This window comes from Bradyrhizobium sp. USDA 3397 (assembly GCF_054060965.1).
In genome coordinates this window covers 2814977-2830984 of sequence record NZ_JBSSDS010000001.1, presented here as the reverse complement: position 1 = coordinate 2830984, position 16008 = coordinate 2814977, and the positions used below count along the sequence as shown (strand labels likewise).

Genomic DNA, 16008 nt, shown 5'->3' with positions numbered 1-16008 from the left:
GGCGTGATGGATATCTTTGCCAACCTCGCTCACGGTTTTGCCGTCGCGTTTACTCCGATCAACCTGCTGATGTGCTTGATCGGCGCCCTGGTCGGAACGCTGGTCGGCGTTCTCCCCGGAATCGGCACCATCGCCACCGTCGCGATGCTCTTGCCGATTACCTTCGGATTGCCGCCGGTTGGCGCGCTGATCATGCTCGCCGGCATCTATTACGGCGCGCAATATGGCGGCTCGACCACGTCGATCCTGGTCAACATACCCGGTGAGGCGACGTCGGTCGTGACCGCCATCGACGGTCACCAGATGGCCAAGCAGGGCCGCGCCGGCCCGGCGCTGGCGATCGCGGCGATCGGCTCGTTCTTCGCTGGCTGCGTCGCGACGGTGCTCATTGCCCTGCTCGGTGCGCCGCTGACGAAACTCGCGCTGGCGTTCGGCCCGGCCGAATATTTCTCGCTGATGGTGCTCGGCCTGATCTTCGCGGTCGTGCTGGCCAAGGGCTCGGTGCTGAAGGCGATCGCGATGATCGTGTTCGGCCTGCTGCTCTCGATGGTCGGTTCGGACATCGAAACCGGTGCCTCGCGCATGGCCTTCAATATTCCGGAGCTTGCTGACGGCCTCGGCTTTGCGACGGTGGCGATGGGGGTGTTCGGCTTTGCCGAGATCATTCGCAATCTAGACCACGGCGCCGGGATGAACCGCGATCTCGTGCAGCAGAAGATCACCGGACTGATGCCCACCAGGAAGGACCTGGCCGATGCGACGCCGCCGATCCTGCGCGGTACCGTGCTCGGCTCGATCCTCGGCATCCTGCCCGGCGGCGGCGCGGTGATCGCGTCCTTCGCGGCCTACACGCTCGAGAAGAAGCTCTCAAAGAACCCGTCCCGGTTCGGGCGCGGCGCGATCGAGGGCGTGGCGGGGCCGGAGAGTGCCAACAACGCCGCGGCACAGACCTCGTTCATTCCGCTGCTCACCCTCGGCATCCCGCCGAACGCGGTGATGGCCCTGATGGTGGGCGCCATGACCATCCATGGCATCGTGCCGGGCCCGCAGGTGATGCAGAAGCAGCCGGATCTGGTCTGGGGCATGATCGCCTCGATGTGGATCGGCAATCTGATGCTGATCATCATCAACCTGCCGCTGGTCGGAATCTGGGTGCGGCTGTTGCGCGTGCCCTACCGGCTGATGTTCCCTTCGATCGTGATCTTCTGCGCGATCGGAATCTATTCGGTGAACAACGCGCCGGTCGACGTCATCCTCGCGGGCGTCTTCGGTCTCGTCGGCTATTGGCTGATCAAGCACGATTTCGAGCCGGCGCCGTTGCTGCTCGGCATGGTGCTGGGACCGCTGATGGAGGAGAACCTGCGCCGGGCGCTGCTGATCTCGCGCGGCGACTGGAGCGTGTTCCTGACGCGTCCGTTGTCCGCGGTGCTGCTCGCGGTCGCGGCGGGCCTGCTTGTCCTTACGGTGCTACCGGCGTTGCGCGCCAAGCGCGACGAGGTGTTCACCGAGTCCGAGAATTGATGTTGTGTGCGCCTGCGTCGGCTTCGGTCCTGCGTCGGCGCGCCGCATTCGGAAGTCGAATCGACTTGTGTTACGGCTTTGTGAAATGGAAATGCCGGCCTTTGGGCCGGCATTTTAGTGTGTCCAAAGGGAGGATCGCCATGACGTTCATTCGCGCGCTCACAGGCGCATGTGCAGCTGCGATAGCATCGCTGGGCGCCTTCATCGCAACGGCTGAGGCGCAGACCTATCCGACGCGCAACATTACCGTGATCGTGCCCTTCGCGGCCGGCGGGCCGACTGATGTGATCTCACGCATCGTCACCGGGCACATGGCGCAGACGCTGGGGCAGAGCATCATCATCGAGAACGTGGTCGGCGCCGGCGGCACCACCGCCACGACGCGTGCCGCGCGTGCGGCCAACGATGGCTATACGCTGATCACCGGGCATATGGGCACGCATGCCGCCTCCGTGCCCCTCTATCCGAAGCTGGCCTATCACCCCGAGAACGACTTCGTGCCGATCGCACTGCTGGCCGGCACGCCGATCCTGATCCTGGCCCGCAAGGACTTTCCGCCAAAGGACCTCAAGGAGTTCGTCACCTATGTGAAGGCGAATGCCGAGAAGGTGAACGCCGCGCATGCTGGTGTCGGCTCGGTTTCGCACGTCTCGTGCGAGCTCCTCCACTCCATCCTCGACATCAAGCCCGTCGGCGTGCCCTTTAACGGCACGGGACCTGCGATGAACGCGCTGGTGGCGGGTCAGGTCGACTATATGTGCGACCAGATCGTCAACGCCGTCCCGCAGATCAATGCCGGCACCATCAAGGCCTATGCGATCGCCACGGCCGAACGAAACCCGTCGCTGCCGAACGTGCCGACCACGGCGGAAGCCGGCCTGCCGGCATTCCAGGCTCAGGCCTGGAACGCGATGTTCGCGCCCAAGGGAACCTCGCCCGCGATCGTGGCAAGTGTGAACGCCGCCGCCATCAAGGCACTCGACGACGAGACGGTGAAGAAGCGCCTGCTCGAGCTCGGTAGCGTCATCCCCGCGCCGAAGGACCGAACCCCGGAGGCGCTGGCGACCCTCGTCAAGAGCGAGATTGCGAAGTGGAGTCCGGTGCTCAAGCCGGCGAATTAAGCGAAGGCGATCAAGCCACTAGGCGAGGGGCGGAACGCTGAGTTCCGCCCCTTGCCGTTTGTGCCGGGAACACTCACTTTTCCGGGTATAATCGACTGCGACAGCGAATCGCCGCTGTCGCAGCGCTGGGGGTGTCGCTAAGTTCGCCGCCTCCCCAAAGGCTCAGTCGCAACATGCTCCAATATCAGGACCTGCTCGAGCGGATTCTTTCCGACGGCGCCGAGAAGACCGACCGGACCGGCACCGGCACGCTGTCGGTGTTCGGCCATCAGATGCGCTTCAATTTGTCGGCCGGCTTCCCGATGCTGACGACCAAGCGGCTGCCGCTGAAGGCGATCGTGCATGAGCTGCTCTGGTTCCTGAAGGGCGACACCAACATCAAATATCTGCGCGACAACGGCGTCACGATCTGGGACGAGTGGGCGGACGCCAATGGCGATCTCGGCCCGGTCTACGGCCATCAATGGCGCTCCTGGCCCACGGCCGACGGACGCAGCATCGACCAGATCGCCAATGTCATCGACATGATCAAGCGCACGCCTGATTCCCGCCGCCTGATCGTCACCGCCTGGAATCCGGCCGACGTCGAGAAGATGGCGCTGCCGCCCTGCCACCTGCTGTTCCAGTTCTATGTCGCGAACGGCAAGCTGTCCTGCCAGCTCTATCAGCGGTCGGCCGACGTGTTTCTCGGCGTGCCCTTCAACATCGCCTCTTACGCGCTGCTCACCATGATGGTCGCGCAGGTCACAGGCCTGAAGCCCGGCGACTTCGTGCACTCGCTCGGCGACACTCATCTCTACTCCAACCATCTGGAGCAGGCGAGGCTGCAGCTCAGCCGCGCGCCGCGCGCGCTGCCGGTGATGCGGATCAATCCTGACGTGAAGGATATCTTCTCCTTCCGCTACGAAGACTTCGAGCTTGTCGGCTACGATCCGCATCCGCACATCAAGGCGGAAGTGGCGGTCTAGCGCCCTATGTCGCTCACCATCCGCCGTGCACGGCCCGAGGAAGCCGGGCTCGTTCTCTCCTTCATCCGCGAGCTCGCCGAGTACGAAAAGCTGTCGCACGAGGTGGAAGCGACCGAGGCTGACATCGCCGACGCGCTGTTCGGCGAGAGGCCGCAGCTCTATTGCGTGATCGCGGAGTGGAACCGTGAGCCGGTCGGCTTCGCGGTGTGGTTTCTCAATTTCTCCACCTTCAGCGGCCGTCACGGCATCTATCTCGAAGATCTCTATGTGCGGCCGTCGCATCGGGGCAAGGGCCTCGGCAAGGCGCTGCTGGCCTATCTCGCCAGGGAATGCGTCGACAGCGGCTGGTCGCGCCTGCAATGGGCGGTCCTCGACTGGAACGCACCCTCGATCGAGTTCTACAAATCGATCGGCGCGGTCATGATGGACGACTGGACGCTGTGCCGGGTCACCGGGCCTGCGCTGACCCAGCTTGCCGGGAGCTCTGCCTGATGGAGATCGTCTTCGTCGTCGCCATCGCAGAGAATGGCGTCATCGGCGCGGGCAATGCGATGCCGTGGCGATTGAAGTCCGATATGGCGCGCTTCAAGGCGCTGACGATCGGCAAGCCGGTGATCATGGGCCGCAAGACCTTCGAGACCCTGCGCCGGCCGCTGCCGGCTCGCACCAACATCGTGGTCACGCGCGATCCGGCCTATCGCGCCAATGGCGCCATCGTCACGACATCGCCAGCGGATGCGGAGGCAGTCGCGCGCGGCGACGCTCTGCGGCGTTCGGTCACTGAGATCGCGGTGATCGGCGGCGCCGAGATCTACCGGCAATGGCTTGGTCGTGCCGATCGTCTCGAGATCACCGAAGTGCACGCGCGCCCCGAAGGGGACACGCGTTTCGACATCGACAAGGCGGAATGGGACGAGGTCGAACGCATCCGCCATCCGGCCGGCCCCGACGACAGCGCCGACCTGTCCTATGTGACATATCGTCGGCGGCGCGGCCATTAACCGCTTTTGCCAATGTTTACATTGACTTTTTCGTGCCCGAGCATAGCTCGGAAGACGGTCAGGGCTGCGTTGTAAGGGACTTGCCTGTCCCCTATAAAGCCGGACCGGACAAAGCGGGCGGTGGCAATTCCACCCTGCCGAGGAGAACGTCGAATGCCGTGGAAGAATCAGGGCGGTGGCCCGTGGGGCTCGGGTCCAAAGGGACCGTGGGGCTCAGGCCCGCAACCGGTCGGGCCGAGGCCGCCGGATCTGGAAGACCTTCTGCGGCGCGGCCAGGACCGGCTCCAGCAGATCATGCCGGGCGGTTATTTCTCCGGCGTCGGCATCACGCTGATCATCCTGCTGATCGTCGCATTCTGGCTGCTGTCGGGCTTCTTCCGCGTGCAGTCCGAAGAGCTCGGCGTGGTGATGCGCTTCGGCAAGCACGTCCGCACCGTGCAGCCGGGTCTGAACTATCATCTGCCTTATCCGATCGAGACCGTGCTGCTGCCCAAGGCGCTGCGCGTCAACACCACCTCCATTGGCATGACGGTGATCGAGGATCCGGCGCGGCGCGGCCGCTCCATTCGGGACGTTCCGGAAGAGAGCCTGATGCTGACCGGCGACGAGAACATCGTCGATGTCGACTTCACCTTGCTCTGGCGCATCAAGCCCGACGGTGTCGGTGATTTCCTCTTCAACATCCAGAACCCCGAGGGTACCGTGAAGGCGGTCGCCGAGAGTGCGATGCGCGAGGTGATCGGCCGGTCTCAGATCCAGCCGATCCTGACCGGAGCGCGCAACGTCACAGAGCAGAACGTGCACGAGCTGATCCAGAGGACTTTGGACAGCTATGGTGCCGGCATTCAGATCACCCAGGTGCAGATGCAGAAGGTCGATCCGCCCGCGCAGGTGATCGACGCCTTCCGCGACGTCCAGGCGGCCCGCGCCAATCAGGAGCAGCTGCAGAACGAAGCGCAGACCTATGCCAACCAGGTTGTCCCCCAGGCGCGTGGACGCGCGGCCAAGATCCAGCAGGATGCCGAAGGTTACAGGGAACAGGCTGTCGCCGAGGCCAAGGGCCAGAGTGCACGCTTCCTGAAGGTTTACGAGGAATACAAGAAGGCGCCCGACGTGACGCGTGAACGGATCTACCTGGAAACGATGGAGCGCGTGCTCGGCGGGGCCGACAAGCTCGTCTATGACGGTGGCCCCTCGGGCCAGGGCGTCGTACCCTATCTGCCGCTTCCCGAACTGGCGCCAAAGCGGACACCTACGACCGGTCCGCAGTCCAGCGGAGGCACCCGATGAAGTCTCCGGTCACAGGTTTTGTCACGCTGCTTGCCCTCCTGTTCGTCGTGATCGTCGGCTATATGTCGTTGTTCACGGTGCAGCAGACCGAGCAGACGATCGTGCTCCAGTTCGGCAGGCCGGTCGACGTCGTCACCGCGCCCGGCCTGCACTTCAAGGCGCCCTGGAACTCGGTGATCAACATCGACAAGCGGATTCTCGACCTGGAGAACCCGTCGCAGGAGGCGATCGCCTCCGACCAGAAGCGGCTCGTGGTCGACGCCTTCGCGCGCTACCGCATCAAGGACGCACTGCGCTTCTATCAGAGCGTCGGCTCGATCCAGGCCGCCAACATCCAGCTCACCACACTCCTGAACGCGGCGCTGCGCCGCGTGCTCGGCGAGGTCACCTTCATCAACGTGGTGCGCGACGACCGCGAGAAGCTGATGCTGCGCATTCGCGACCAGCTCGACCGTGAGGCCGATGGCTACGGCATTCAGGTCGTCGACGTCCGGATCCGCCGCGCCGACCTGCCGGAGCAGAACAGCCAGGCGGTCTACCTGCGCATGAAGACCGAGCGTGAGCGCGAGGCCGCCGAGTTCCGGGCACAGGGTGGACAGAAGGCCCAGGAGATCAGGTCCAGGGCCGACCGCGAGGCGACCGTCATCATCGCTGAGGCCAATTCACAGGCTGAGCAGACCCGTGGTGCGGGCGATGCCGAACGCAACCGCCTGTTTGCAGAAGCCTACGGCAAGGACGCCGACTTCTTCGCCTTCTACCGGTCGATGACGGCCTATGAGAACGGGTTGCGTGCGAACGATACTCGCTTCCTGCTCCGGCCGGAGTCGGATTTCTTCCGGTACTTCGGTAGCCCGTCCGGCAGGACGCCAACCGAGACGCAGGCGAAGCCGTAAGCCAGACAAAGGGCGGCGGATTTCGCCGCCCTTCGTCCAGACAAGAACAGCATAGCGGGAGGTTCCATTCCGATGAGGTCCATTGCGTTCGCCGACTTCCTCATCGGCCTAGGCATCCTGTTCGTCCTCGAAGGCTTGATGTTCGCGGCCAGTCCAAACTGGATGCGCAAAGCCATGAAAAGCGCCATCGCCACGCCGGACAACATCCTGCGGGCGGTCGGGATCGGCTCGGCCGTGGCCGGCTTGGTCCTGATCTGGGTTATGCGGCACCCGATTTAAGCCTTCGGCCCAACGCCAAAGTGAAGGCGCCAGACTGGTTTTCGCCGTATTATCGGGCTCTTGAGGCCCGTTAAGCTCCGCGCTTGCGCCGCGCCCCCGTTCGAGCGCAGTCTGGCGCCGAATCCCTTTTGCCTGGAGATCACAATGACCGCTGCCACCATTGCCCCGTCCCGCTCGCGCCGCCGCGCGCGATTTGGTGTTCGACTTGGGCTGGTTGCGCTCGCCATCGGTGCTTGCAGCGCGTTCGGCGCGCCGGCACATGCGCGTGGACCGGATGGCATCGCCGACGTCGCCGAGAAGGTGATCGACGCGGTGGTCAACATCTCGACCTCGCAGACGGTCGAAGCCAAGGGGGGCGGCGGCAACACCATGCCGCAACTGCCGCCCGGCTCGCCGTTCGAGGAGTTCTTCGACGATTTCTTCAAGAACCGCCGAGGGCCCGGCGGCGGCAGCAAGGGCGGCGAGAACAGCGCGCCGCGCAAGACCAATTCGCTCGGAAGCGGTTTCATCATCGACACCGCGGGCGTCGTCGTCACCAACAACCACGTCATTGCGGACGCCGACGAGATCCACGTCATCCTCAACGACGGCACCAAGATCAAGGCCGAGCTGGTCGGCGTCGACAAGAAGACCGATCTCGCCGTGCTCAGGATCAAGCCGACGAAGCCGTTGGTCGCGGTCAAGTTCGGCGATAGCGACAAGCTGCGCCTCGGCGACTGGGTGGTCGCAATCGGCAATCCCTTCAGCCTGGGAGGCACGGTGACTGCCGGCATCGTCTCGGCCAAGAACCGTGACATCTCCTCCGGGCCGTACGACAGCTACATCCAGACCGACGCATCCATCAACCGCGGCAATTCCGGCGGCCCGCTGTTCAATCTCGACGGCGACGTCATCGGCGTCAACACGCTGATCATCTCGCCGTCCGGCGGCTCCATCGGCATCGGCTTCGCCGTGCCGTCGAAGACGGTGGTGGGCGTCGTCGACCAGCTCCGTCAGTTCGGCGAGCTGCGCCGCGGCTGGCTCGGTGTACGCATCCAGAGCGTCACCGACGAGATCGCCGAGAGCCTCAACATCAAGCCTGCGCGCGGTGCGCTGGTTGCCGGCGTTGATGACAAGGGCCCGGCCAAGCCTGCGGGCATCGAGCCCGGAGACGTTGTCGTCAAGTTCGATGGCAAGGACGTCAAGGACCCGAAGGACCTGTCCCGCGTCGTCGCCGACACCGCGGTCGGCAAGGAGGTCGACGTCGTCGTCATCCGCAAGGGCCAGGAGGAGATCAAGAAGGTCACGCTCGGCCGCCTCCAGGATCCCGACAAGGTGCAGGCGGCGGTGAAGACCGACGAGCCGGCGCCGGAGAAGCCGGTGACGCAGAAGGCGCTCGGCCTCGATCTCGCAACGCTGAGCAAGGATCTGCGCACGCGCTACAAGATCAAGGACAGCGTCAAGGGCGTGGTCGTCACCAATGTCGACGCCAGTTCGGATGCCGCCGAGAAGCGCCTGTCCGCCGGCGACGTCATCGTCGAGGTGGCGCAGGAGGCGGTGTCGAGCGGCGCCGACATCCAGAAGCGGGTCGATCAGCTCAAGAAGGACGGCAAGAAATCGGTGCTGCTGCTGGTCTCGAACGGCGAGGGCGAGCTGCGATTCGTCGCGCTGAGCGTGCAGTAGGGATAACGCGTAGAGCCGTAGGGTGGGCAAAGCGAAGCGTGCCCACCATCATTCTGTCCGCCATCACGGCGTGAAGTGGTGGGCACGGCGCAAGTGCGCCTTTGACCATCCTACGGCTGCTGAGCGAGCTGCGAGAGCGGTTACCCCTCCACGAACTCGTCCCGCCGATACCCCTGCGCATACAGCAGCGCGGTGAGATCGCCGTGATCGATCCGCGCCGCCGCGGCCGCAGCCACCGCCGGCTTGGCGTGATAGGCGACACCCAGACCCGCCGCCTGGATCATCGCGAGATCGTTGGCGCCGTCGCCGACCACGACCGAGTCGATGTCGTCGAGATCGAACGATTCCATCAGGTCCACCAAGGTCGCGAGCTTCGCCGCGCGGCCCAGGATCGGCTCCTTCACTTCGCCGGTGAACTTGCCGTCGCGCACGACGAGCTCGTTGGCACGGTTCTCCTGGAAACCGATCTTGGCGGCGACCGCGCGCGTGAACAATGTAAAGCCGCCGGAGACGAGGCAGGTATAGGCGCCGTTCGCGCGCATGGTGGCGACCAGCTCGCGGCCGCCCGGCGTCAGCGTGATGCGCTTGGCCAGCACCTCGTCGACCGCGCTGGCGGGCAGGTCCTTGAGCAGCGCGACGCGCTCGCGCAGCGCTGGCTCGAACTCGATCTCGCCGCGCATCGCACGCTCGGTGATGTCTGCGACATGCGCCTTGACCCCGACGAAATCGGCGAGCTCGTCGATGCATTCCTGGCCGATCATGGTGGAATCCATGTCGGCGAGAAAAAGCTTCTTGCGCCGGAAGCCAACAGGCTGCACGACGATGTCGATCGGCAAATCGCCGCGGAGCTCGCGGAGCCGCTGCTCGATGGCGTTGCGGTCGCCTTCGAGGTTACTGTCCGCGCCGAAGGGGATGTCGACCGCAACCCCGTCGAACAGCCAGTGCGCGGGCGCCGCCTGCGGCAGCACGGCGCGGGCGCCATCGACGATGGTCGAGTCGAGCGCGGGATTGTCAGGGTTGCAGATCAGCGTGGCGACGAGGGACATTTGAGGTTTTCGTGAGCGAGGGGTATTCGAGCAAGGCCGTGCTTATCGCAGGCCCGACCGCCAGCGGCAAGTCGGCGCTTGCGCTCGATCTTGCGCGCGCCGCCGGCGGCGTCGTCATCAATGCCGATTCCATGCAGGTCTATCGTGACCTCCGCATCATCACGGCGCGCCCGACCGCGGCGGACGAGGCGCTCGTGCCGCATCGTCTTTATGGCCACGTCGATGCCGCCGTGAATTTCTCGGCCGGTGCCTGGGTAAGCGATGCGGCGAAGGCGCTCGATGAGGCGAGGGCCCAGCGACGGCTGCCGATCTTCATCGGCGGCACCGGGCTCTATTTCAAGGCGCTGACCACAGGTCTCTCCGTGGTGCCGCCAATCCCTGCCGAGCTGCGCGAGGATGTGCGCGCGCGGCTGGAACGGAACGGCGTCGAAGCGCTGCACGCGGAACTCGCAGCCTGCGATCCGCGCGCGGCCGAGCGATTGAACCTGCGCGACCGCACCCGCATCGCCCGCGCGCTCGAGGTGATCGAGGCAACCGGCCGTTCGCTGCTCGATTGGCAGCGGGAGGGACAGCCACCGCTGCTGCCCAAGGACAGATTTCGCGCGGTCTTCCTCGCGCCCGAACGTGACGAGCTGTATGCCCGCATCGATGCCCGTTTCGATGCCATGCTGGGCGCCGGCGCGCTCGAGGAGGTCGAGCGGCTGGCCGCCAGGCATCTCGATCCGCTGCTGCCGGCCATGAAGGCTCATGGCGTGCCATCCTTGATCCGGCACCTGCGCGGCGAGCTCAGCCTGGAGGAGGCCGCCAGCATTGGCCGCGCCGATACCCGCCATTACGCCAAGCGGCAATTCACCTGGTTCCGGCACCAGCTGCCGGACTTCGAATGGGTGAGGCCGGAGGAGGCGAGGGGATGGCTCGCCGCGGCCGTGCCGGCGGAACGGCACACCGACTGACGCGCTTTTGTGCCGAGTTCCCGAATTTACCTCTCGCCGAACCCGGGGAACACCGCTACACTGCCAAAATCGCGCGAGAACGGCCGCATTGCCTTGACATCCAAGGTTTGGCCGCTATGTTTCGCGCAACCTTTGGGAAGCCGAGCGCCTGCCATGCGTAACATTATTACCAAACTCCTTATCGCCGTCGTACCCAGGCACACCGCCGGGGGTGGCTAGCTGCCATCCACATGACAGGCGGTGTGCATGGGGCCCTCTTCGGGGCCTTTTTTATTTCCCGAACCCGACACGAATGAAGCCGCTGACGACAGCGCATCCGGAGCAAGCCAATGAGCGACAAGAGCCACGATCCGAACCAGATGACCGGCGCCGCGATGATCGTCCGCGCACTCATCGATCACGGCGTGACCGACATTTTCGGCTATCCCGGCGGCGCGGTGCTTCCGATCTATGACGAGATCTTCCAGCAGAGCGAGGTCCAGCACATCCTGGTCCGCCACGAACAGGGCGCCGGCCATGCCGCAGAGGGCTATGCGCGTTCCACCGGCAAGCCGGGCGTTGCGCTGGTGACCTCCGGCCCCGGCGCCACCAACATGGTGACGCCGCTGACGGATGCCCTGATGGACTCGATCCCGCTGGTCTGCATCTCCGGCCAGGTGCCGACGCATCTGATCGGCAACGACGCGTTCCAGGAATGCGACACCGTCGGCATCACGCGTCCCTGCACCAAGCACAATTGGCTGGTGCGCGACGTCAACGATCTCGCCAAGGTGCTGCATGAGGCCTTCTACGTCGCCACCTCGGGCCGTCCGGGCCCGGTGCTGGTCGACGTTCCCAAGGACGTGCAGTTCGCCACCGGCACCTACCATCCCCCGCGCAAGTCCGACGTGCACCGCTCCTACGCGCCGCGCGTGAAGGGCGATGCGACGCAGATCCGCAAGGCGGTCTCGCTGCTCGCGAACGCCAAGCGTCCCGTGATCTACAGCGGCGGCGGCGTCATCAATTCCGGCCGCGAGGCGACCAAGCTGTTGCGCGAGCTGGTTGAGGTCACCGGCTTCCCGATCACCTCGACGCTGATGGGCCTCGGCGCCTATCCGGCGTCGGGCAAGAACTGGCTCGGCATGCTCGGCATGCACGGCACCTACGAAGCCAACATGACCATGCATGATTGCGACGTCATGCTGTGCGTCGGCGCGCGCTTCGACGACCGCATCACCGGCCGCGTCGATGCGTTTTCGCCCGGCTCGATGAAGATCCACATCGACATCGATCCGTCCTCGATCAACAAGAACATCCGCGTCGACGTGCCGATCATCGGCGATTGCGGCAACGTCCTCGGCGACATCCTCCAGGTGTTCAAGGCGGAGGCGAAGAAGCCCGACATCAAGTCGTGGTGGCAGCAGATCGCGCAATGGCGCGCCCGCAACTCGCTCTATTACAAGAAGAGCAACGACGTCATCCTGCCGCAGCACGCGATCCAGGCCTTGTTCGAGCAGACGCGCGGCAAGGATACCTACATCACGACCGAGGTCGGCCAGCATCAGATGTGGGCGGCGCAGTTCTACGGCTTCGAGGAGCCGCATCGCTGGATGACCTCGGGTGGACTCGGCACCATGGGCTACGGCCTCCCGGCCGCGGTCGGCGTTCAGGTGGCCCATCCCGACAGCCTCGTCATCGACATTGCGGGCGATGCCTCGGTGCAGATGACAATGCAGGAGATGTCGACGGCAGTTCAGTACGAGCTGCCAATCAAGATCTTCATCCTGAACAACCAGTACATGGGCATGGTGCGCCAGTGGCAGCAGCTGTTGCACGGCAACCGGTTGTCGCATTCCTATTCGGAGGCGCTGCCCGATTTCGTCAAGCTCGCGGAGGCCTACGGCGCCGTCGGGCTTCAGGTGCACAAGCCGGCCGATCTCGATGGCGCCATCAAGGAGATGATCTCGGTCAAGCGCCCCGTGCTGTTCGACTGCCGCGTCGCGGCGCTCGAAAACTGCTTCCCGATGATCCCCTCCGGCAAGGCCCACAACGAGATGCTGCTGCCGGAGCAGGCCAACGACGAGGCGACCGCGAAGGCATTCGCCGGCGGCAAGGCGCTGGTGTGATGCCATGTTCGACCTGAAAGAGCTCGAGCGCGCACATGCGATCGTGGGGCAGGCGGTGCCGGCAACGCCGGCGCATGCCTGGCCGTTGCTCGCAGGTCGGCTCGGCACCGAGGTTGTGGTCAAGCACGAGAACCACACGCCGATCGGCGCCTTCAAGGTGCGCGGCGGCCTCGTCTATCTCGAACGGCTGAAGCGCGAGCGGCCGAAGACACCGGGCATCATCTCGGCAACCCGCGGCAATCACGGTCAGAGCCTCGCCTTTGCCGCGAGCCGCCACGGCGTGCCCGCGGTGATCTATGTGCCGCGCGGCAACTCGGTCGAGAAGAACCGCGCGATGAAGGCCTTTGGTGCCGAGCTCGTCGAACACGGCGAGGACTTTCAGGCGGCACGCGAGGAAGCCGAGCGCCGCGCGCAGTTCGCCGGGCTCCACATGGTGCCCTCGTTCCACCCGGATCTCGTTCTTGGCGTTGCGACCTACGCTCTCGAACTGTTCCGTGCAGTGCCCGACCTCGATATCCTCTATGTGCCGATCGGGCAGGGCTCCGGCATCTGCGGCTGCATCATGGCGCGCGACTTGCTCGGCTTGAAGACCGAGATCGTCGGCGTGCAGTCGACGGAAGCGCCGTCCTATGCGCTGTCGTTCGCGGCCGGAAAAATCGTGACGACCGAAACCAGCAACACGCGAGCCGACGGCATGGCGACGCGCATCCCCGACGAGGATGCATTCGCGCTGATCCGCAAGGGTGCCTCGCGCATCGTAGAGGTCACCGACGACGAGGTCGCCGCCGCGATCCGCGCCTACTGGACCGATACGCATAATCTCACCGAAGGCGCCGGCGCAGCCGCGCTGGCCGCGGCGCTGCAGGAAAAGAGCAAGCTAAAGGGCAAGCGCGTCGGTCTCGTGCTGTCCGGCGGCAATATCGATTTCGATCTGTTCCGCCGTTGGGTCGGAACGGACGCGCCAGCGATGGCGTGAAGGAGAGACAAGAGGGGACGACAATGAACCAGCCCGCATCCGCCTATTTCATCGAGGACCGTCACGATCCGAACGAGACGCATACGCTTGCGGTGCTCGTGCAGAACGAGCCGGGCGTGCTCGCGCGCGTCATCGGCCTGTTCTCGGGGCGCGGCTACAACATCGAGAGCCTCACGGTCTCGGAGACCGAGGCCCAGAAGCATCTGTCGCGGATCACCATCGTCACCACGGGCACGCCGATGGTGATCGCGCAGATCAAGAACCAGCTCGACCGCATGATCCCGGTGTACCAGGTCGTCGACATGACCCAGACCAAGCGCTCGATCGAGCGCGAGTTGGCGATGGTCAAGGTGCGCGGGCAGGGCGAGCATCGGGTCGAGGCGCTCAGGTTGGCGGACGCGTTCCGCGCCCGTGTGATCGACGCCACCACCGAGAGCTTTGTGTTCGAGATCACAGGCAATACGGACAAGATCAATCAATATATCGATCTGATGCGCCCGCTCGGCCTCGTCGAGGTGTCGCGCACGGGTGTTGCCGCGATCGGTCGCGGGCCTGAAGGGATGTGAGCCATGTTGGCGCGCGACTGGTACTACAACGAGCGGAACCGGATGGGGATCGAGCCCGCTGTGGCCTCGATCTACGACAACCATGACGATGCCGATCTACGGGCGCGCGCCGCTCTGAAGATGCTCGGGGTCCAGCGCGGCTGGCGCATCGCCGATATCGGCTGCGGCAACGGCGTGCTCGCCACCGAAGCGGCGTTGATGGGGGCCGACGTCGACGCCATCGACATTTCCCCGGCCATGCTGGCGCTCGCCGAGATCTACGCCCGCGACCGCAAGGCGCCCGTGCGCACCCAATCCGCCGGTCTGCTCAGCTTCGCCTACCGGCCCGAGTCCTACGATCTCATCGTCAGCGAGTTCACGCTGCACCACCTGCCGGATTTCTGGAAAGCGGTGGCGATGTCGCGGATTTTTCGCGCGCTCAAGCCCGGAGCGACATTTTATCTCCGCGACATTGTTTACTCATCGATGCCCGACGCGATCGAGCGTGACGTCGAGCAATGGGCCGACTTCCAGATCAAGAACCACGATTTCTCCCGCGAGGGCGTGGTGACCCACATGCGCGACGAATATTCCACCTTCGGCTGGGTGATGGAGCGGATGCTGACCGACGTCGGCTTCACCCTGGTCGCGGCCGACTACCACGCGCCGATGCACGGCACGTATCTGCTGCGGAAACCGAAAGCCGGCGAGCAAGGCTAGACCAAAACAACAAGCAGGGCTGCGAGACAAAGCAGAACCGGAAACAACAATGAAGCCGGCCGACATCCTCATCGCCGTCATGGTGGCGATCATCTGGGGGCTTGCCTTCGTGGCGAGCCGGATCGCGCTCGACGAGCTGTCGCCGGAGCTGATGACGGCGTTGCGCTTCACCATCGCCGCGGTGCCGTGCCTGTTCATTCCCAGGCCGAAGGTCGCTTGGTCACTGCTGATCGCGATCAGCTTCACGCTGTTCCTCGGTCAGTTCCTGTCGCAGGCCTACGGCATCGCTCATGGGGTGCCCGTGGGCCTGACAAGCGTCGTCGTGCAGAGCCAGGCACTCTTCACGATCGGCTTTGCCGCGCTCGCGTTCGGCGAGCGGCCGACGCCGATGCAGACTCTGGGGATCGTCATTGCCGCGGCCGGCCTTTTGATGATCTGCGGCACCGTCGGCTATGATTTCAGCGTCGGCGCCTTCGCGGTTCTGATGGTCTCGCCGCTCAGCTTCGCCATCGGCAATCTGTTGCTGCGCGGCGCCCGCGGCGTGCCGATGTTCGATCTGTTCGCCTGGCTCTGCCTCGCCTCGGCCGTGCCGCTGTTCGTGCTGGCGCTGATCGCCAACGGTCCGGCGCCGACCTGGACGTCGCTGACGCACATGTCGCTGGCATCGGCGCTCTGCATGCTGATGCTCGGCGGCATTTCCACCAGCATCGCCTATTGGCTATGGGGCCGCCTCTTGCGCGACTATCCGGCTGCACAAGTGGTGCCGTTCGCACTGCTGGTGCCGTTCGTGGGCTCGGCGGCCTCCAGCATCGTGTTCGGCGAACGGTTCGGGCCGCTGCGCCTCGCCGGCATGCTGACCGTGATCTTTGGGATCGCCGTGATGGTGCTGGCGAAGCGCCCGCAAGTTCTACCGAAGACTGCGTGAGGG

General features: G+C 64.8%; 16 protein-coding genes. 15 read left to right on the top strand and 1 reads right to left on the bottom strand.

From position 1 onward, the window contains the following. Positions 1-6 precede the first annotated feature (6 nt). The 9 genes from ACVWYQ_RS13430 to ACVWYQ_RS13390 all read left to right on the top strand — a co-directional run bounded on the left by ACVWYQ_RS13430 (position 7) and on the right by ACVWYQ_RS13390 (position 8735). Positions 7-1521 (top strand): tripartite tricarboxylate transporter permease, encoded by a 1515-nt coding sequence (locus tag ACVWYQ_RS13430; RefSeq protein WP_404543333.1) that lies wholly within the window; start codon positions 7-9, stop codon positions 1519-1521. A 140-nt stretch (positions 1522-1661) separates the two neighbouring features. Next, on the top strand, positions 1662-2642 hold the full coding sequence (locus tag ACVWYQ_RS13425) for a tripartite tricarboxylate transporter substrate binding protein BugD (protein ID WP_404543332.1): 981 nt from the start codon (positions 1662-1664) through the stop codon (positions 2640-2642). Positions 2643-2815: 173 nt separating this feature from the next. Beyond that, entirely contained in the window at positions 2816-3610 is a 795-nt protein-coding gene (locus ACVWYQ_RS13420) for a thymidylate synthase (RefSeq protein WP_275508445.1), read from the top strand. Positions 3611-3616: 6 nt separating this feature from the next. Further along, positions 3617-4102 (top strand): GNAT family N-acetyltransferase, encoded by a 486-nt coding sequence (locus tag ACVWYQ_RS13415; protein ID WP_404543330.1) that lies wholly within the window; start codon positions 3617-3619, stop codon positions 4100-4102. After that, the gene (locus ACVWYQ_RS13410; protein WP_404543328.1) at positions 4102-4611 is read left to right on the top strand and encodes a dihydrofolate reductase; all 510 of its coding nucleotides are present in this window, start codon (positions 4102-4104) and stop codon (positions 4609-4611) included. Before ACVWYQ_RS13415 ends, ACVWYQ_RS13410 begins: the two co-directional genes overlap by 1 nt. A 153-nt stretch (positions 4612-4764) precedes the next feature. Continuing rightward, positions 4765-5901 (top strand): FtsH protease activity modulator HflK, encoded by a 1137-nt coding sequence (gene hflK, locus ACVWYQ_RS13405; protein ID WP_128263123.1) that lies wholly within the window; start codon positions 4765-4767, stop codon positions 5899-5901. Then, positions 5898-6794, top strand: a complete 897-nt coding sequence (gene hflC, locus ACVWYQ_RS13400) for a protease modulator HflC (protein WP_036037453.1) — start codon at positions 5898-5900, stop codon at positions 6792-6794. Before hflK ends, hflC begins: the two co-directional genes overlap by 4 nt. A 72-nt stretch (positions 6795-6866) precedes the next feature. Beyond that, the gene (locus tag ACVWYQ_RS13395; protein ID WP_456725698.1) at positions 6867-7073 is read left to right on the top strand and encodes a DUF2065 domain-containing protein; all 207 of its coding nucleotides are present in this window, start codon (positions 6867-6869) and stop codon (positions 7071-7073) included. 144 nt (positions 7074-7217) lie between these two features. Then, the gene (locus ACVWYQ_RS13390) at positions 7218-8735 is read left to right on the top strand and encodes a Do family serine endopeptidase (protein WP_157284714.1); all 1518 of its coding nucleotides are present in this window, start codon (positions 7218-7220) and stop codon (positions 8733-8735) included. 140 nt (positions 8736-8875) lie between these two features. Here ACVWYQ_RS13390 and serB read toward each other — a convergent pair whose 3' ends face one another. Next, positions 8876-9781, bottom strand: coding sequence for a phosphoserine phosphatase SerB (gene serB, locus ACVWYQ_RS13385; RefSeq protein WP_157284713.1), 906 nt, complete (start codon positions 9779-9781; stop codon positions 8876-8878). 11 nt (positions 9782-9792) lie between these two features. On the opposite strand from serB, the gene miaA reads away from it, so the two are divergent. The 6 genes from miaA to ACVWYQ_RS13355 all read left to right on the top strand — a co-directional run bounded on the left by miaA (position 9793) and on the right by ACVWYQ_RS13355 (position 16005). Beyond that, entirely contained in the window at positions 9793-10734 is a 942-nt protein-coding gene (gene miaA, locus ACVWYQ_RS13380; protein ID WP_404543325.1) for a tRNA (adenosine(37)-N6)-dimethylallyltransferase MiaA, read from the top strand. Positions 10735-11063: 329 nt separating this feature from the next. Further along, positions 11064-12839, top strand: a complete 1776-nt coding sequence (locus ACVWYQ_RS13375; RefSeq protein WP_404543323.1) for an acetolactate synthase 3 large subunit — start codon at positions 11064-11066, stop codon at positions 12837-12839. A 4-nt stretch (positions 12840-12843) separates the two neighbouring features. Continuing rightward, positions 12844-13815 (top strand): threonine dehydratase, encoded by a 972-nt coding sequence (locus tag ACVWYQ_RS13370; RefSeq protein ID WP_404543322.1) that lies wholly within the window; start codon positions 12844-12846, stop codon positions 13813-13815. 23 nt (positions 13816-13838) lie between these two features. Next, on the top strand, positions 13839-14381 hold the full coding sequence (gene ilvN, locus ACVWYQ_RS13365) for an acetolactate synthase small subunit (protein WP_018640841.1): 543 nt from the start codon (positions 13839-13841) through the stop codon (positions 14379-14381). A 3-nt stretch (positions 14382-14384) separates the two neighbouring features. Further along, the gene (locus ACVWYQ_RS13360; RefSeq protein ID WP_036006616.1) at positions 14385-15080 is read left to right on the top strand and encodes a class I SAM-dependent methyltransferase; all 696 of its coding nucleotides are present in this window, start codon (positions 14385-14387) and stop codon (positions 15078-15080) included. Positions 15081-15129: 49 nt separating this feature from the next. Continuing rightward, entirely contained in the window at positions 15130-16005 is an 876-nt protein-coding gene (locus tag ACVWYQ_RS13355; RefSeq protein ID WP_404543321.1) for an EamA family transporter, read from the top strand. The last annotated feature ends 3 nt before the right edge of the window (positions 16006-16008 follow it).